Annotated in this window: 17 protein-coding genes; 10 read left to right on the forward strand and 7 right to left on the reverse strand. The window is 63.3% G+C overall.

The features are described 5' to 3' along the window. Nucleotides 1-75 precede the first annotated feature (75 nt). Complete coding sequence (locus DIE16_RS28525; protein WP_044846460.1) at nucleotides 76-1,002, reverse strand: LysR family transcriptional regulator; 927 nt, start codon at nucleotides 1,000-1,002, stop codon at nucleotides 76-78. Nucleotides 1,003-1,119: 117 nt separating this feature from the next. Here DIE16_RS28525 and pobA point away from each other — a divergent pair, with 117 nt between their 5' ends. From pobA to DIE16_RS28560, 7 genes are all read left to right on the forward strand, one after another. Beyond that, nucleotides 1,120-2,352: a 4-hydroxybenzoate 3-monooxygenase gene (pobA, locus tag DIE16_RS28530; protein WP_044846459.1), complete on the forward strand. Its 1,233-nt coding sequence runs from the start codon at nucleotides 1,120-1,122 to the stop codon at nucleotides 2,350-2,352. A 145-nt stretch (nucleotides 2,353-2,497) separates the two neighbouring features. Beyond that, complete coding sequence (locus DIE16_RS28535; RefSeq protein ID WP_124489018.1) at nucleotides 2,498-3,214, forward strand: 3-oxoacid CoA-transferase subunit A; 717 nt, start codon at nucleotides 2,498-2,500, stop codon at nucleotides 3,212-3,214. A gap of 15 nt (nucleotides 3,215-3,229) precedes the next feature. Continuing rightward, a complete protein-coding gene (locus DIE16_RS28540) occupies nucleotides 3,230-3,886 on the forward strand; it encodes a CoA transferase subunit B (RefSeq protein ID WP_012365076.1) in 657 nt (218 codons plus the stop codon). An 88-nt stretch (nucleotides 3,887-3,974) separates the two neighbouring features. Next, nucleotides 3,975-5,348, forward strand: coding sequence for a 3-carboxy-cis,cis-muconate cycloisomerase (locus DIE16_RS28545; RefSeq protein ID WP_124540754.1), 1,374 nt, complete (start codon nucleotides 3,975-3,977; stop codon nucleotides 5,346-5,348). Beyond that, the gene (gene pcaD / locus DIE16_RS28550; RefSeq protein ID WP_124489020.1) at nucleotides 5,348-6,133 is read left to right on the forward strand and encodes a 3-oxoadipate enol-lactonase; all 786 of its coding nucleotides are present in this window, start codon (nucleotides 5,348-5,350) and stop codon (nucleotides 6,131-6,133) included. The genes DIE16_RS28545 and pcaD overlap by 1 nt, the downstream gene beginning before the upstream one ends. A gap of 10 nt (nucleotides 6,134-6,143) precedes the next feature. After that, nucleotides 6,144-6,530, forward strand: a complete 387-nt coding sequence (gene pcaC, locus DIE16_RS28555) for a 4-carboxymuconolactone decarboxylase (protein ID WP_044846455.1) — start codon at nucleotides 6,144-6,146, stop codon at nucleotides 6,528-6,530. 163 nt (nucleotides 6,531-6,693) lie between these two features. Continuing rightward, the gene (locus tag DIE16_RS28560; protein WP_044846454.1) at nucleotides 6,694-8,052 is read left to right on the forward strand and encodes an MFS transporter; all 1,359 of its coding nucleotides are present in this window, start codon (nucleotides 6,694-6,696) and stop codon (nucleotides 8,050-8,052) included. Between the two features lie 132 nt (nucleotides 8,053-8,184). On the opposite strand, the gene DIE16_RS28565 is transcribed toward DIE16_RS28560, so the two are convergent. From DIE16_RS28565 to DIE16_RS28590, 6 genes are all read right to left on the reverse strand, one after another. After that, nucleotides 8,185-8,433 (reverse strand): hypothetical protein, encoded by a 249-nt coding sequence (locus DIE16_RS28565; RefSeq protein ID WP_124524124.1) that lies wholly within the window; start codon nucleotides 8,431-8,433, stop codon nucleotides 8,185-8,187. A gap of 108 nt (nucleotides 8,434-8,541) precedes the next feature. Further along, the gene (locus tag DIE16_RS28570; RefSeq protein WP_124524126.1) at nucleotides 8,542-9,159 is read right to left on the reverse strand and encodes a LysE family translocator; all 618 of its coding nucleotides are present in this window, start codon (nucleotides 9,157-9,159) and stop codon (nucleotides 8,542-8,544) included. A gap of 597 nt (nucleotides 9,160-9,756) precedes the next feature. Further along, the gene (locus DIE16_RS28575; RefSeq protein WP_124524128.1) at nucleotides 9,757-10,875 is read right to left on the reverse strand and encodes a tyramine oxidase subunit B; all 1,119 of its coding nucleotides are present in this window, start codon (nucleotides 10,873-10,875) and stop codon (nucleotides 9,757-9,759) included. A 61-nt stretch (nucleotides 10,876-10,936) separates the two neighbouring features. Next, on the reverse strand, nucleotides 10,937-12,211 hold the full coding sequence (locus DIE16_RS28580; protein ID WP_124524130.1) for a phosphopyruvate hydratase: 1,275 nt from the start codon (nucleotides 12,209-12,211) through the stop codon (nucleotides 10,937-10,939). Nucleotide 12,212: 1 nt separating this feature from the next. Next, nucleotides 12,213-13,622: a glycerate kinase gene (locus DIE16_RS28585; protein ID WP_124524132.1), complete on the reverse strand. Its 1,410-nt coding sequence runs from the start codon at nucleotides 13,620-13,622 to the stop codon at nucleotides 12,213-12,215. A 257-nt stretch (nucleotides 13,623-13,879) separates the two neighbouring features. Further along, nucleotides 13,880-15,283: a PLP-dependent aminotransferase family protein gene (locus tag DIE16_RS28590; protein WP_042972937.1), complete on the reverse strand. Its 1,404-nt coding sequence runs from the start codon at nucleotides 15,281-15,283 to the stop codon at nucleotides 13,880-13,882. Nucleotides 15,284-15,444: 161 nt separating this feature from the next. Between DIE16_RS28590 and DIE16_RS28595 the strand changes: the two genes are divergently transcribed. From DIE16_RS28595 to DIE16_RS28605, 3 genes are all read left to right on the forward strand, one after another. After that, a complete protein-coding gene (locus DIE16_RS28595) occupies nucleotides 15,445-16,218 on the forward strand; it encodes an aldolase (RefSeq protein WP_124524134.1) in 774 nt (257 codons plus the stop codon). Nucleotides 16,219-16,315: 97 nt separating this feature from the next. After that, on the forward strand, nucleotides 16,316-17,452 hold the full coding sequence (locus DIE16_RS28600) for a branched-chain amino acid ABC transporter substrate-binding protein (RefSeq protein WP_059620791.1): 1,137 nt from the start codon (nucleotides 16,316-16,318) through the stop codon (nucleotides 17,450-17,452). A 74-nt stretch (nucleotides 17,453-17,526) separates the two neighbouring features. After that, the coding region (locus tag DIE16_RS28605) for an ABC transporter permease subunit (protein WP_409364468.1) at nucleotides 17,527-17,786 on the forward strand (260 nt) is incomplete at its 3' end.

The raw sequence follows: 17,786 nt of genomic DNA on the forward strand, positions 1-17,786 counted from the left end.
CTGCGGCGGCGCGGATATCCGGTCATTGTTTCATGCTTTCGCGGGTCGTGCGTGCGGCCTGCCGCACACCCCGCGTCACTTCGGCCACTCGTCCTGCTCGTCGTTGAACAGCGACGCGACGACGCCGCGCAGCCACGCGGTGCGCGGATCGTTGTGGAACTTGCGATGCCAGTGCTGCTTCAGGTCGAAGCGCGGCAGCGGCACCGGCGGCTCGACCGGCACGATGAACGCGTGCTCCGCCGCATACGCATAGCCGATCGCGTGCGGCACCGTCGCGATCAGGTCGGTGCGGCTCAGGATGAACGGCAGGCTCATGAAGTGCGGCGTCTCGAGCACCGCGCGGCGCTGCATGCGCTGCTTCGCGAGGTATTTCTCGAGCACCTCCTGGCTGCGCCCTTCGGCGCGCACCACCGCATGCCCGCATGCGAGGAACTGCTCGGCCGTGAACGGGCGCGCCTGTTCGAGCGGATGGCCGCGCCGCATCAGGCAGACGAACCGGTGTGTAAACAGACGCTGCTGGAAGAAGTTGTTGCCGTCGAGATCGGGGAAATAGCCGACCGCGAGATCGATCGAGCCGGCTTCGAGGCCGCGGCCGACTTCGTCGTGTGCGAGCGAGACCGAGCGCAGGTTCGCGTGCGGCGCGCGCGTCGCGAACGCCTGCAGCAGCTTCGGCAGGAACACGATCTCGCCGACGTCCGACAGCGCGATCGAGAACGTATGCGTGCTCGCCGCCGGATCGAAGTCGTGCGGCGCGACGAGGCCGCGCTCGATCTGCGCGAGCGCATCGCGCGCGGCCGGCAGCAGCGCGAGCGCGCGTGGCGTCGGCTCCATCCCGCGCGACGTGCGCACGAACAGCGGATCGCCGAAATACTCGCGCAGGCGGCCGAGCGCGGTGCTCACGCGCGGCTGGCTCACGCCGAGCAGGTCGCCAGCGCGGCTGACGTTGCGCGTGTCGTCCAGCGCGACGAGGTACGGAATCAGGTTCAGATCGAGCGTGTCCATCACGGGAGCCAGTATCTTCAAAGCGTATACAACATATCTCCTGAATCGCGTTGCTGCATAGTCGGGAAAGCGCTCAAATGGGTTCCATTACTCGAACCAATGTTCAGGAGACGAACAATGCGCACCCAGGTCGCCATCATCGGCGCCGGTCCGTCCGGCCTTTTGCTTTCCCATCTGCTGCGCCTGCAAGGCGTGGATTCCATCCTCGTCGAGGCGCGTTCGCGCGAATATTGCGAGAACCGCATCCGCGCCGGCGTGCTGGAGCAGGGCACGGTCGACACGCTCAACGAAGCCGGCCTCGGCGACCGGATGCGCCGCGAAGGGCTCGAACACCACGGCATCGAGCTGCTGTTCTCGGGCCAGCGCCATCGCATCGACCTGAGCGCGCTCACCGGCGGGCGCGCGATCACCGTCTACAGCCAGCACGAAGTGGTGCGCGACCTGATCGCGGCCGGCGTCGAGCACGGCCACGCGATGCATTTCGAAGTGAGCGACGTTGCGCTGCACGATGTCGAGAGCGAGCGCCCATTCGTCACGTTCAAGCATGCCGACGGCCGCGAAGACCGCATCGACTGCGACTACATCGCCGGCTGCGACGGCTTTCACGGCATCGCGCGCCAGACGATTCCGGCCGAGCGGCTGAACACGTTCGAGCGCGTCTATCCGTTCGCGTGGCTCGGCATCCTCGCCGACGCGGCACCGTCGCTCGACGAACTCGTCTACGCGCATCACGACAACGGTTTCGCACTGTTCTCGATGCGCTCGCCGACGGTCACGCGCCTCTACCTGCAGTGCAAGCCCGACGAAGACCTCGCCGAATGGTCCGACGCGCGGATCTGGGACGAACTGCACACGCGCTTCTCGAACGACACCGGCTGGACGCCGACCGAGGGCCGGATCACGCAGAAGAGCGTGACGCCGATGCGCAGCTTCGTGTCGGAGACGATGCAGCACGGCCGCCTGTTCCTCGCCGGCGACGCCGCGCACATCGTGCCGCCGACCGGCGCGAAGGGGATGAACCTCGCGGTGGCCGACGTCCGCGCGCTGTCCCGCGCGCTCGGCGCCCGCTACCGCAACGGCGACGCGACGCCGCTCGAGCGCTACTCGGCGACCTGTCTCGAACGCGTGTGGCGCGCCGAACATTTCTCGTACTTCATGACGAACATGCTGCATGCGTCACCGGAGGACTCGCCGTTCGTCAATCGCCTGAAGTTTGCCGAGCTGAAGTACGTGACGCGCTCGCGGGCCGCCGCGCAGTCGCTCGCCGAAAACTACGTCGGCCTGCCGTTCGACGACCAGACGCCCCCCGAGGGATCCCGCCTTGACAACGCGCTGTGCGCGACTCTATGATCGGCCAATCGTTCGCTAATCGAATCTCGGTTCGACTATCGAACAAATGCCGAAGGTCGACGACGGCCTTCGACGCGGCACGCGACACGCGCGTGTCCCCTCGACAGGCCGCGCATCGAGCCGCGGGTTCGTATCAGGAAGAGACATGGTCAACAAGATTTTCGAATCGCTTCAATCGGCGGTCGCGGACGTCCACGACGGCGCGACCATCATGATCGGCGGGTTCGGCACGGCAGGCATGCCGTCCGAGCTGATCGACGCGCTGATCGAGCAGGGCGCGCGCGGCCTGACGATCGTCAACAACAACGCGGGCAACGGCGAGACCGGCCTCGCGGCGCTGCTCAAGGCGAAGCGGGTGCGCAAGATCATCTGTTCGTTCCCGCGCCAGAGCGACTCGCAGGTGTTCGACGCGCTGTATCGCGCGGGCGAGATCGAGCTGGAGCTCGTGCCGCAGGGCAACCTCGCGGAGCGGATTCGCGCGGCGGGCGCCGGCATCGGCGGCTTCTTCACGCCGACCGGCTTCGGCACGAAGCTCGCGGAAGGCAAGGAAACGCGTGTGATCGACGGCAAGTCGTACGTGTTCGAGACGCCGATCCACGCCGATTTCGCGCTGGTCAAGGCGTACAAGGGCGATCGCTGGGGCAACCTCGTCTATCGCAAGACCGCGCGCAACTTCGGGCCGATCATGGCGAGCGCCGCGAAGGTCGCGATCGTGCAGGTGTCGGAAGTCGTGCCGCTCGGCGGGCTGAACCCGGAACACATCGTGACGCCGGGCATTTTCGTGCAGCGCGTCGTCGAAGTGCCGCAGGCCGCGCACGCGGCCGAGCTGGCTGCCGAACATGCTGCATCGCAAGCTGCCTGACCGAGGAGACCCGACATGAAACGACTGACCCGCGATGAAATGGCCAAGCGCGTCGCCCAGGACATCCCCGAAGGCGCGTACGTGAACCTCGGCATCGGCGTGCCGACGCTGGTGGCGAACCACCTCGACCCGAGCAAGGAGATCTTCCTGCACAGCGAGAACGGCCTGCTCGGCATGGGCCCGGCGCCCGCGCCCGGCGAGGAAGACGACGAGCTGATCAACGCCGGCAAGCAGCACGTGACGCTGCTCACCGGCGGCGCGTATTTCCACCACTCGGATTCGTTCGCGATGATGCGCGGCGGCCACCTCGACTACTGCGTGCTCGGCGCATTCCAGGTGTCGGCGAACGGCGACCTCGCGAACTGGCATACGGGCGCGCCGGATGCGATTCCGGCCGTCGGCGGCGCGATGGACCTCGCGATCGGCGCGAAGCAGGTGTTCGTGATGATGGAGCACCTGACGAAGCAGGGCGAGAGCAAGATCGTCGCGCAGTGCTCGTATCCGGTCACCGGCGTGCAATGCGTGAGCCGCATCTACACCGATCTCGCGGTGCTCGACGTGACGGCCGACGGCCTCGCGGTGAGCGAGATCTTCACCGACCTGTCGTTCGACGAACTGCAGAAGCTGACCGGCGTGCCGCTGATCGACGCGACGCGCAAGGCCGCGGCCTGACCGGCAAGCGTGCCGGCGCGCGCGATCCCGCGCACGCCGGCACGCTTGGGTAGACAATAAGCGCACGCCGTTTCCCCAATCTGATGCCATGCTCGAAGACAGCGCCCGCCTGACCTCCCTCATTTGCGGCACCGAGTCGCTCAACCGGATCTGGTCGCCCCGCGCGACGATCCAGCGGATGCTCGACGTCGAGGCCGCGCTCGCGCGCGCGCTCGCCGCGCAGCAGGTGATTCCCGCCACCGCGGTCGCGCCGATCGAACGCGCGTGCGACGCCGGCCGGCTCGACGCCGACGCGCTCGCGCACGGCGCGGCGCTCGGCGGCAATCTCGCGATCCCGCTCGTCAAGCAGCTCACCGCGCAAGTGAAGGCCGACGACCCGGAGGCCGCGAAGTTCGTGCACTGGGGCGCGACGAGCCAGGACATCATCGATACCGCGACCGTGCTGCAGCTGCGCGACACGCTCGACGTGCTCGAGCCGCTGCTCGACGAAGCGTGCGCGTCGCTCGCGACGCTCGCGCGCACGCATCGTGCGACGCCGATGATCGGCCGCACGTGGCTGCAGCAGGCGCTGCCGATCACGCTCGGCCTCAAATTCGCGCAATGGCTCGACGCGCTGCTGCGCCATCGCGCGCGCTTCGCCGAATTGCGTGCGCGCGCACTGGTGCTGCAGTTCGGCGGCGCCGCCGGCACGCTGGCGAGCCTGCGCGAGCACGCGGCCGGCGTGAGCGCCGCGCTCGCGGCCGACCTGCGGCTCGCGCTGCCGGCCGTGCCGTGGCATACGCAGCGCGACCGCATCGCGGAAGCCGCGTCCTGCTTCGGGATGCTGACCGGCACGCTCGGCAAGATCGCGCGCGACGTGTCGCTGCAAATGCAGACCGAAGTCGGCGAACTCGGCGAACCGGCGGCCGCCGGCAAGGGCGGCTCGTCGACGATGCCGCACAAGCGCAACCCGGTCGGTTGCGCGGCCGTGCTGACCGCCGCGGTGCGCGCGCCGAACCTCGTCGCGACCGTGTTCGCGGGGATGGTTCAGGAGCACGAGCGCGCGCTCGGCGGCTGGCAGGCCGAATGGGATGCGCTGCCCGACCTCGCGCGTCTGACCGGCGGCGCGCTCGCGCAGATCGCGCAGATCGTCGCGGGCCTCGACGTGAACACCGAGCGCCTTGCCGCGAACCTCGAGCTGACGCACGGGCTGATCCTAGGCGAAGCCGTGATGCTCGCCCTTGGCGACCGGATCGGCCGGCTCGATGCGCATCATGTCGTCGAGCATGCGTCGAAGGAAGCAGTGCGCACCGGTGCGACGCTGTTCGACGTGCTTGCCGCCGATGCGACCGTATCGGCCCACCTGTCGCGCGACGCGCTCGCGCGGCTGCTCGATCCCGCACATTACGTCGGCGAGGCGCAGGCCTGCGTCGACGCCGTGCTCGCGCTGCACGCGGGCACGACACAACCAGGAGAACACTGATGCCTTTCGCCACTGTCAACGGCGTGAAACTGCATTACCGGATCGACCGTGCCGCGCGCGACGACGCGCCGTGGCTCGTCTTCTCGAACTCGCTCGGCGCCGACCTGCAGATGTGGGCGCCGCAGATCCGCCCGCTCACGCAGCACTTCAACATCCTGCGCTACGACACGCGCGGCCACGGCCATTCCGAAGCACCGGCCGGCTCGTACACGGTCGACCAGCTCGCGGGCGACGTGATCGGCCTGCTCGACCACGTCGGCATCGAGCGCGCGCACTTCTGCGGGATCTCGATGGGCGGCCTGACCGGCGCCGCGCTCGCCGCGCGTTTCCCGTCGCGCATCGTGCGCGCCGTGCTGTCGAACACCGCCGCGAAGATCGGCTCGCCGGAAGTGTGGGCGCCGCGTGCGCAGAAGGCGCGTGCCGAAGGGATGGCCGCGCTGGCCGACGCCGTGCTGCCGCGCTGGTTCACCGACGCATTCGTCGAACGCGAGCCGCGCCTGTTCGACGCGATCCGCGACACCTTCGTGCATACCGACAAGGACGGTTACGCCGCGAACTGCGACGCGCTGAACGCGGCCGACCTGCGCGAGGAAGTGAAGGGCATCGCGCTGCCGGTGCTCGTCGTGACCGGTGCGAAGGACATGTCGACGCCGCCCGACCAGGGCCGTGCGCTGGCTGCTGCAATTCCGGGCGCGCGTCACGTCGAATTCGACGCCGCGCACATTTCGAACATCGAGTGCACCGACGGCTTCAACCGCGCGCTGCTCGACTTCCTGACCGCGTGAGGCACCGACGATGGACGACCAGCAACGTTATGAAGCAGGGATGAAGGTGCGTCGCGCGGTGCTCGGCGACGCGCACGTCGACCGTTCGATCGAGAACCGCACCGAAGTGACCGACGAATTCCAGAACCTGATCACGCGCTATGCGTGGGGCGAGATCTGGACGCGAGACGGCCTGCCGCGCCATACGCGCAGCCTGCTGACCATCGCGATGATGGTCGCGCTGAACCGCGGCGAGGAACTCGCGCTGCACCTGCGCGCCGCGCGCAACAACGGCGTGACGCGCGACGAGATCAAGGAAGTGCTGCTGCAGACCGCGATCTATTGCGGCGTGCCGGCCGCGAATTCCGCGTTCCATCTCGCGGACAAGATCTTCAAGGAACAGGATGCGGCCGCCTAGATGCGGCTGAATCACACGGCCGGCGCGCGCCGGCCGTGACCCGATCGCGACGCCTGCCACTGCCGGCCGGTGTCGACGATGCATGACGCGTCGGCGACGAATCGGCGCGCGTACAAGGAAAGGCGCGGCCATCAAGCTGCGTTGCTTACATAGGAGACACGCGATGAATCGCACACCCGTGGTCGATGTCCAGACCTTCATCAACGAGCAGCCGTTCGGCGGCTTCCAGTGGCTCGTATTCCTGATGTGTTTCGTGATCGTGCTGCTCGACGGCTTCGATACGGCCGCGATCGGCTTCATCGCACCTTCGCTACTGGGCGAATGGAACCTCACCAAACCCGATCTCGCACCCGTGCTGAGCGCCGCGCTGTTCGGCCTCGCGTGCGGCGCACTCGTGTCGGGCCCGCTGTCCGATCGCCTCGGGCGCCGCTCGCTGCTGCTCGGCTCGGTGTTCCTGTTCGGCGTCGCGTGCTTCGTGTCCGCGTTCTCGAACACCATCGGACACCTGACGATCCTGCGTTTCATTACCGGCGTCGGGTTGGGCGCCGCGATGCCGAACGCGGTCACGATGATGGGCGAGTTCTGCCCGGACAAGCGCCGCGCGACCGTGATCAACCTGATGTTCTGCGGCTTCCCGCTCGGCGCCGCGTTCGGCGGTTTTCTCGCCGCGTGGATGATCCCGCATTTCGGCTGGCGCAGCGTGCTGATGCTCGGCGGCGTGACGCCGCTGCTGCTCGGCGTGCTGTTGCTGCTGAAGATGCCGGAATCGGTGCGCTTCATGGTCGCGCAAGGTCAGGGCGTCGACCGGATCCGCGCGACGCTCGCACGGATCTCGCGCGACGCGCTGAACGCCGGCTCGTTCGCGATGACCGAAGCCGCGCCGCAGACGGGCGGCAAGGGGATCGGCGTCGTGGTGTCGCGCTCGTACATCGTCGGCTCGGTGATGCTGTGGATCGCGTATTTCATGGGCCTCGTGATCTTCTACGCGTCGATCAACTGGATGCCGATCCTGCTGAAGGATGCCGGTCTGACGCCGAAGAGCGCGACGCTGATCTCCGCGCTGTTCCCGCTCGGCGGCGTCGGCGCGGTGCTGTGCGGCGTGCTGATGGACCGTTTCAACGCGAACCGCGTGATTGCCGTGTGTTACGCGCTGACCGCGATCAGCGTGTATGCGATCGGGCAGGCGGCAGGCAATGTGGGGATGCTCGTGCTGGTCGTGTTCATCGCCGGCGTGCTGATGAACACCGCGCAATCGTCGATGCCGGCGCTTGCCGCCGCGTTCTATCCGACCGAAGGGCGCGGTACGGGCGTGGCATGGATGCTGGGTGTCGGCCGCTTCGGCGGGATCGCCGGGTCGTTCCTCGTCGCCGAACTGACGCGCCGGCACTTCTCGTTCGCGGGCGTGTTCGCGACGATCGCGGTCGCGGGCTTGCTCGCGTGCCTCGCGTTGCTGATCAAGCAGGCGGCGCGGCCGCACGGTGTCGCGCAGCCGTCCGGCAAGATCGAGTCGCTCGGGCATTGAGCGGATTCGGGGCCGGGGCGATGCGCTGGCCCTGCGTGTGTTCGGCATGCCGCGGCGGGTCGCAAGACGGCTCACACGCAACGACAGACCGGGCCGCTTCGGCAGCCCGTCGCCATTCCGGCCGCCGCGCCGCTACTCCTCCGCGTCGTGTTCCTTGACGAAGTTGCGCAGATACGCGCGCAGTGCGGCCTCCTGGCTGCGATGATCGGCAAGGTTCGCGGCGCCCAGCGCTTCCTCGTCGCCGAACAGCGTGGGCGGCGCGCAGTACGTACCCACCTCGATGTTCTCGCGCAGCACGCGAATCTCGTGCGTGAGCGGGTGGTACTCGGCGACCCAGTGCATGCCCTCGATGTGCTCGCCGGTCTTCAGCATTGGCTTCATCGGCCACCTCCATGCAGATGCGGCGCAACCGCCGCAGCGATTGCGCGCGCCCGTACCAAAAGGGTACGCCTGCACGGCGTGAAGCTCAACGGCTGTGCTCGTGAGCGCTTACTGCGGCAGCAGATGCGCGACGAGCGGATACAGCGACAGGATCAGCAGCACGGCCATCGTCACGTTGAAGATGCGCAGTGCGCGGCGGTTCGACAGGAAGCGGCGCAGGCCCTGGCCGAACGCGGCCCACAGGCTGATGCACGGAAAGCCGATCAGGATGAACACGACGGCCATCCACGCGGCGTTCATCCCGTAGTCGGCGGACAGGCGGATCGTCGTCGCGGCGGTCAGCACCATCATCCACGCCTTCGGATTGACCCACTGGAACGCGGCGGCTTCGAGGAACGTCATCGGCCGCGGTTTGGCGCCTTGCGCCTTCACTTCGCCGGACGTGCCGATGCGCCAGGCGAGGTACAGCAGGTACACGACGCTCGCGACTTCGAGGGTCGTGTACAGGACCGGCACGCGGCGGAATGCTTCGCCGAGGCCGAAGCCGACGCACAGCATCAGGATCGCGACGCCGATGCTGATGCCGAACAGGTGCGGCATCGTGCGGCGGAAACCGAAATTGACGCCGGACGCGAGCAGCATCGTGTTGTTCGGGCCGGGCGTGATCGACGTGACGAGCGCGAACAGCATGCCGGCGGGCAATGCGCTGAGGGTGAGGAAGTCCATCGCGGATTCTCCATTCGTGTTCGGGACTGGGATGGAGTCAGTGTAGCGACGGTTTTCTGTACAGTACCGGTACAGTTAGCCTGGTGGTTGCCGGTACGGGGTGGGAGGGTGGTGCGCGGGCATGTTGTCTCTCAGAAAAGATGTCCGCAGTCTCAATAAGTTGTCTTTGAATAAAAATTCATATCAATGTGGAATTTTCGTCGTATTCGCTAATTCACGCTGGTCCTGAGCTTTTTATTCTGAAATTCAATGAGATGTGCAAACTTATCATTGCGTCGAAGTGGAAAAAGTGCGTCGCGAGCGATGTAAATGACGAGGGGTGGCTAACACCTGAATGCTCAAAATCAACCTCTCACAGCTTGTCATTCAACACGGTTACTCAGATCAACGTGACCAATCGAGGCGGTCCGCTGCACGCAGCTTTGCCAAGAGTACTTGGTGCAAGCGGTCCCAAACCTCGACGCTCGCCAACATTCGCCCGGCATGAGCCTTCGGCCTATGGCCGAAGGCTCAGGAAAGCCCCGACACTGGCGCTCGGCACTTTCCAGGGGGATCCAGGCGGCTCAATTGCCGGGAGTGCGATTCACGGCGACCCGATCAGAGAGCCGGCTTTTCCCACAAATTGAGGGGCGTGCCGATCTTCTTTTCCCGCGCGTTGTTATAGAGCTCCGTCCCCCAGCTGATGTCGAAAACCGCCATCCCGCATGCTATGAAGATGACACGCTCCTTCGTGCTCTCCCGGCCCGGCTTGTCGCCATTCACGACATGACCGAGGCTGGTCGAGTCAGGCAGGGCGGGCAGCTTGCCTGCATCGATCAGACGGAAGAACGGGCCGCCAATGACGCTGCTGTAGTAGCTTTCCTTATTGCCCGATGCGATTGCGTCCTCGACATAGGCTTCCTGCAGCGGGGTATGGTCGTATACGATCCTGGCGCCGGTCAGGAACGACTCGTCGGTATTGAACGGGCCCGAGACGAGAATGGTCGCGCCCTCCTTGATCCATTCGTCCTTGAAATAAAGCGGCTTAAGACGCGACGCTGCCACGGTGATGACATCTGCATCGCGGAAGCCTTGCTCGGCCTCATCGGTACCGACGGCGGTAATCCCGTACGTTTGCTGAACCCAACCGGCGAACTCGTTCGCCTTGTCGAGGAAGACGTCGAAACAGACGACGTGCTGGATCGAGCCGAGCTGGGTCATGATCGCGGTGAAGCACGCCTTGTTGATCGGGCCGCAACCGATAACAGACATACTTCTCGCATCTTGGTTGGCCAGATACTTTGCCGCCACTCCCGGCACGGCTCCGGTTCGGGCCGCGCTCAACAAGTTCGCCGACATCAGCGCCAGCGGCGCGCCCGTGTCCTTGTCATTGAGCATCATGGTCAAGATCGAGCGCGGCAGGCCTTTCTCGGCATTGGCGTGATTCGATCCGTACCATTTGTTGCCGCACACGTCGAAGCGACCGCCCAGATAACCGGGCATTGCAGCAAAGCGGCGGTCCGGACCGGCAACCGGCATGTTCGGGAACTTCGTCTCTTTCGGGAAGACGATGTTCATTCCGTGGTTATTGTGATTGGCGCCACCCATCAGATAGTCGCCTCTGCCGAGGAGTCCGAATGTCTCCTCGCATACGGACACGCAGCGCGCGGCATCCAGCACGCCAGCTGCGATCATGTCCGGCTCGGAAAGGTACAGAAAGTCGATTTTGGGATACATGGTGCAGACCTCGTCGAAAAAGGAAGATGTCGGGTGTCAAGCGTCGATCCCGACTCAGTGGTCAGAATCGGAGAAGTGGTGAAATGTCGTAGAGGCGGCAACCCGGGCTTCGCGCATTTGCCCGCAACAGAAAGTTGAGCTTTTCGATCCGCTCGCCGGAACGGGGGGCGCCATTCTTCTGGAGCGGAACTTCGAGGCCGACCGAAAAATCCATCACGACGTCATCCACGACACCACCGGAGCGGCCCGAGGGCACCGCGATCATTCCGTGTTGCAGCGCAAATCGATAGGCGTCCATCGCCTCCGTGATCGTTCCGACCTGGTTCGGCTTCAACACGAACCCGTCCACGGCACGAGTCTCGAAAGCCCGCTCAAGTAACGGGAGACTGGTGACCGTGAGATCGTCGCCCAGAATGATCGATCGTCGAATTTCTCGAACCGCCGTGCTGTAACCTTCCCAGTCGTTTTCATCGAGCAAATCCTCGATGAAGACCAAATTGAATTTCTCGGTCAGGAAGCGGGCATAGGCAATGAGTTCGGAGGTGGACACCCGTTTGCCTTTCAGCAGATACGTGCGGGTTTCCTTGTCGTACATCTCGCTTGACGCGCAATCGAGCGCAAACGCGATCCGGCCTGTACAGCCACAGGCATCGATGGCCTTTTGCATCAGCGTCAACACGACTTCCGGGTCATCCGAAGGGGCGGCGTAGCCATAGGAACTGGCGACTTGAGGTTTGTGGCCCAGATATTCGGTCAGTACATGGCCAAGCTTCTGAAACACGGCCACCGCCATTTCGATGGCGAAGTCGACACTGTCAGTGCCGTACGGCACGATCAGAAACTCGTTGAACGGCTGGGTGAGCCCATCGTATCGTCCGCCGTTGATCACGTTGAAGCATGGGACCGGCACGGTCCGGATGTCGCGGCCGGCGATGTGAGCGTACAGCGGAATCGATCGGGCATTCGCCGCCGTACGGAATGCCGCGATGGATACCGAGTAAATCGTGTTTCCGCCGAGGCGGGACTTGTTGGGTGTGCCATCGAGCGCGATCATTTTTTCGTCGATCGCTCGCTGATCAAACACGTTCATGCCGATCAGCGCCGGACCAATTACATTGACCGCGTTGTCGACGGCGTTATGAACACTGAGCCCGTCGTAGGTCGCTGGATCGCCGTCCCTCAGGACGAACGATTCGTGCGTCCCGACGGAAGTGCCGGTGGGTGCCGCACCTCGACCAACCGCACCGCTTTGGGTGCGCACCTCGACTTCGACTGCGGGCCGGCACTTGCAATCGATGATCTGAAGTGCCCGGACGGATGTGATCTTGTCTTCCATGTCACTTGCTCCCGTTCGGTTCAGGAACATAAAGGATGTTCAAGTCACACAGGTTGGTACCGGTGTTGCCGGTGAAAACGGCGGAGTCGATCGACTCGAGTGCTTCGAAGCAGCTGTGCTCGCGCAGTGCCTGATAGAGGTTGACTCCCTTTACGGCAGCCGCGGTGAAGCTGGTCGAGTCCGTCATGCCTCCCGCCACCGTCGCCGTGCCGTCCGTGCCTTCGCTGTCGATCGACAGCAGGCAGGCACCCGTGGTTTTGGCCGCCGCGATAGCGAAACTTGCGGCCATTTCCTGGCCAGGCCCGCCGTGCCCCTTGATCACGCTGTTATCGTCGATAAGCGTCGTCACCTCACCGGAGCTGAGAAGCACGCAAGGGGGCTTGATCGGGTTGCCGTACGTCTGGATTTCGCGCGCCATCGACGCGAAGAAGGTGCCGGCGTCGCGACTTTCTCCTTCAAGGAACGACGACACGATCATTGCGGGGATACCCATCTCCTCGCAGACTGCCTTGGCGTAAATGCAGGAGTCGGGCAGCGTGTTGAGCAGGAAGTAGGTATTGTCCGGAAAGGCCTTCGGGGTCTCCGCGTCGGGGCCTGCGTTCATCAGATAGTCGACAACGCTCTTGGGCAGGCGATCGGCCACGTTGCGATTGATGATCGTGGCGCGAGCGTCGTCCAGGGTCGTCATGTCGGGACCGATCGGCGTGCTTTTGTAGGCTGCGTAGGGCACTGAAATGTCGCCCGTGGCAGGCGATCCGACCGCGTCGCTGATGCCGAAGCCGATCAGTTCGGCACCCGTGCGCTGGATGCGCTGCGCCAACATCCCGCCGTTCAAGGCCGAGATGTGCCGGCGCACGGCATTGATCTCGTAAATGCCTGCACCGGATTTCAGCAGCACGTCCGTGGTATCGATCTCGTCCTGCAGGCTGATGCCTTCGATCGGACAGGACATGAGCGCCGAACTTCCGCCGCTGATCACCGCGATGAACAAGTCGTCTGGTCCGGCCTGATCGACGAGTTCGATGATTTGCTTCGATGCCCGATGGCCTTCTTCGTTCGGGAGGGGATGGCCGCCGACGAACACCTCGGTCTTGTTGAAACGGTCCGATTCTTCCCGGATTTTCACGATGGCAATACCGTGCGTCAGGTGATCGCCCAACACATGGTCGACTGCCATTGCCATGTGGTTGCATGCCTTGCCGGCGCCGACCAGATAGACGTTTCGCTTGCGCGAAAGGTCCCACGAGCGCGTTCCGATATGCAGTACGCTACCTTCCATGCGCATGATGCTGCGAATTCGCTGGTAGCTGTCGAGCCTGTCGAGTGTCCGGTCCGCGATCTCGAGTACGATCCGCCGTGACGAAACGACGCCATTCGAGAGGAGTGCTTCGTAATTTCGTATCTTTTTCATGCTGAAAATTGATCGGAGTTACCGCCGCATCGAAATCATGGGCGACGTGTTGTCCGTCAATTTATGCAATCGAGCTGAACAGATACATGCACACCGCGGTGGATCGCTAGATAACTGTAGAGGCCTTGTTGCCTGCACAGTTGGATCCGCGCACGGCGTGGACGCTAGCTCATGCGCGTACCGACTCGAGCGGGTTCGAGAGATCACGGGTTCGTTGCGCGACGCCGATTCCCTGGCGGCTTGGTGACGAGACCGGGTCAGTGTGCAATGGCATGCGCCAGAAACGCATAAAGACGATCGAAGTTGCAGTGCGCAACATTGAATCGCAGCCAACTACTGGTTGGATTGGTGGCGTAGAAAAGATTGCCTGGCGCCAGAAGAATCTTGTGGTCGACAGCACGTACAGCGAGTTCGGCCGAATCGCAATTGATTCCCGCGGGCCGTGCCCATACGAACATTCCGGATCGAGGTTCGCAGAACACTTCAAAACCGATCGATTCAAGCCGGCGACAGGTCCGTTCCTGCGCGGTAGCGAGACGATCGCGCAATTGCTCGGCCTGCTTCCTGAAGTGTCCTTCGGACAGCACTGCATGTGCCAGTTGCTCCGTGATCGTCGGCGTCGACATTCCGGACACCAGCTTCTGGTAAAGCAAACCCTCGAGAAGCGCGGGCTCCGCGGCCACGAATCCCACGCGCAGGCCGGCACCGATGGTCTTTGAAAAGCTGCCGACATAGACCACTCGTTTCAATTGATCCATGGACGCGAGCGCGACTGAATTTCCGGACACCAGACCGGCAGAGACGTCGTCCTCGACGATGATGCAGTCGTAGCGCTCGGCAAGCTTCAGGACCTTGAATGCCGATGCCGAGCTGTAGCTCGCACCGGTCGGATTATGCAACCGCGTATTGGTGAAGAACACTTTGGGGCGATGAGTCTCGAACGCCTGCTCCATCGAAACGACGTCCGGACCGGTGGGTGTCATCGGAATCCCGACTGCCTTGATCCTGCGCAATCGCAATGCAACGAGCAGATCGCTGTAGCAGGGCTCGTCTACCAGCACGGTATCGCCCTCGCGCGTAAGGTGACGAATGGCGAGATCCAGCGCCTGGTTTGCGCCCAGCGTAGTGACGATGCCCGTGGAACTTGCCTCGATCTCGTGTTCCGCAAGTTGCCGCACGATTTGCTCACGCAACGGCTCATACCCCTTTGCGTGCCCGTACCCCAATAGCGATCGCGGCTGCGCCGCTACCTGTCTTAGCGCCCGCCCAAGGCCGTCCGCGTCGAACCATGCCTCTGGAATCCATCCCGAGCCCGCGTGAATCGTGCCTTCCGTTCCCTCCAGAACGTTACGCAGCGACCATCCGTTCGTGAATTCCTCGTTGAGTTTCTCGATGGTCGGAGGTATCTCGCTACGGCTTCGATCCGCGACATAAAAGCCGGATCCACGCCGTGCCATCAAGACGCCTTGCGCCACCAGGCGATCGTATGCTTCGACGACCGTAAATGTCGACACGCCGTGTGCCTCGGCGAATACGCGGATGCTCGGAACCTTGGCCCCGGACCGCCAGGTTCTTTCGTTCACCGTTGCCGTCAGCCCGGCCACGATCTGTTGAACCAGGGACGATTCCCCCTGGGGATCGAGCGTCAGTATCGGTTTCATCGCCGCACCTATCACATCAAAAATACCGGCCCATATAACCGTGCAGGCGACGAACCCAATACAGTTAGTCACCCTCGTTTTAAAGTGTACATGTATCCGTGCAGGTTTGATTCACTACATTGAAGGGGAATCGCATACGCATACTTGCACTGGACGACCCCATGGCACACGCCACCGATTTTTTTCCTGGATCGAAGACCGATGAGCTCGCGAATGCTCGCGACGATCTGGCCGCGGCATTTCGCATCGCCGCGCGCCTCGGCTTCCACGAGGGCACATGCAACCATTTCAGTCTCTTGCTCCCGGGCAGTCGGGAAACGTATCTGATCAATCCGTTCGGACTCAGCTTCGAAGAGATCCGACCGGCTGATTTGCTGCTCGTCGATTCCGCCGGCTCGGTAATCGACGGAGTCGGACGAGTCGAGAAAACCGCGCTCAACATCCATTCCCGAGTTCATCGCGCCTCGCCTGATGCCGCATGCGTACTTCATACGCACATGCCTTATGCCACGGCACTGACGACGCTCGACGGCTTTCGCCTCGAAATGTGCCATCAGAACAGCCTTCGCTTTTTCGATCGCATTGCATACGACCGTGATCATTCGGAATACGGAGGACTTGCACTCAGCGAACAGGAAGGAGACCGGATTGCCGCCGCGTTGTCTTCCAGGCGTGTCCTGATGCTCGAGCACCACGGCGTGATAGTCACGGGCCCTTCGATTGCCGCGGCACTCGACGATCTCTACTACCTCGAACGAGCCGCCCAGGTCCAAATCCTCGCGATGTCGAGCGGGCGTCCGCTGAAACGCGTGAGCGACGAACTGGCTCGCCGGACTTCTCGTGAATTCGCCCGTGATCGAGATGAATATGCACGACTTCATTTTCGCTCGCTCAAGCGGCTTCTGGAATCTGCACAACCGCACTGGCGGGACTGACTATCCCACGTCAAGCGCAATCGGTCATCTCGTGCCCGCGCTCCTGACGCTGCAACCATGTCGACTACCCAATTTGCCCACGCCACGGAGGTTTCACATGAAGTACTGTCACAAACTCACCATCGCCACCCTGTTGCTCGGGGGAATCAGCCCCGCATTGATTTCTGCCGCGCATGCGGATCAGACTGTCAGGATCGGTGTCGCGGGCCCGTTGACGGGCGGCCAATCGAATTTCGGCAAGGACGATGAGCGAGGCGTGCGGCTGGCGATTGAAGAGCTGAATCGGACGCCGATCGTCGTCGACGGTCAATCCATCAAGTTCGAAATGCTGTCCGAGGACGATGCTGCAGATCCCAAAACGGGCGTCTCTGTCGCTCAGAAGCTCGTCGATTCGGGTGTGAAGGCGGTCATCGGCCACTACAACTCCGGCGTGACCATTCCCGCGTCCCGCATCTACAACAATGCGCGTGTTCCGATGATTACCGGCGCCGCTTCAAATCCGGCGATCACGCAGCAGAGCTTCCCGTATGTCTTCCGGCTTGCGGCCAATGACAACGTGATGGGCGCACGCATGGCCGAATATGCGGCAAAGGTATTGCATGCAAAACGCGTGGCGGTGATCGACGATCGCACGGCATACGGATCAGGCGTAGCTGACGTGTTTGCCGCGACGGCGAAGAAGAACGGTATCGACGTCGTCGCCAGGGAATATTCCAACGACAAGGCAACGGACTTCAACGCGATTCTGACGCACATCAAGGCTCAGCGCCCGGACGCGATCTTCTACGGCGGGTACTACGCGCAAGCAGCCGCCATCGGGCGACAGTCCAAGCAGTTGGGTCTTGCGGTTCCGGTGCTAGGCGGGGACGGGATCTGCTCGGTCGATATGCCGAAGCTGGCTGCCGGAACGCTGAATGGGCGGGGGTATTGCGCCGAAGGCGGCGCACCGCTCGCGACGTTGCCCGGTGGTCCGGAATTCGCGGCGCGGTATGAAAAGCAATTCGGTGTGAAGAACGATGTTTACTCGCCGGCATTCTATTCGGCCACGATGGTGGTCGCGCAGGCGATGAAGGCGGCGAATTCGACGGACCCCGAAAAGTTCGTTCCGATGCTCAAGCAAATCCAGTTCTCGACGCTGGTCGGAAAGGTCGCGTTCGACAAGAACGGTGAATGGATTGATGCGCCGGTGACCGTGTACAAAGTGTCGGGCGATAACCTCAGTCCGACGCAGTGATACTTCGAGCGAGAACGACGAGTAATCGGCGTTCTCGCATGCCGATCCAATAGTAATCAACTCTTGGGAGTGACATGGACATTTTTGTCCAACAAATTCTGAACGGGCTGGTGCTCGGCAGTGCGTACGCCATCATCGCGTTGGGTTACACGATGGTGTACGGCATTCTCGGCATCATCAACTTCGCGCACGGTGACGTGCTGATGGTCGGCGCGATGGTCGCCCTGTCGGCCATCACCGTGCTGCAGAACCATTTCCCCGGACTCGGCAACGTCGCGACGCTGACGATCGGCCTGGGCATCGCCGCGATCGTCTGCGCGTGCGTGGGCTACAC

This window comes from Burkholderia sp. Bp9090 (genome assembly GCF_003857985.1).
Classification (GTDB): Bacteria; Pseudomonadota; Gammaproteobacteria; order Burkholderiales; family Burkholderiaceae; genus Burkholderia.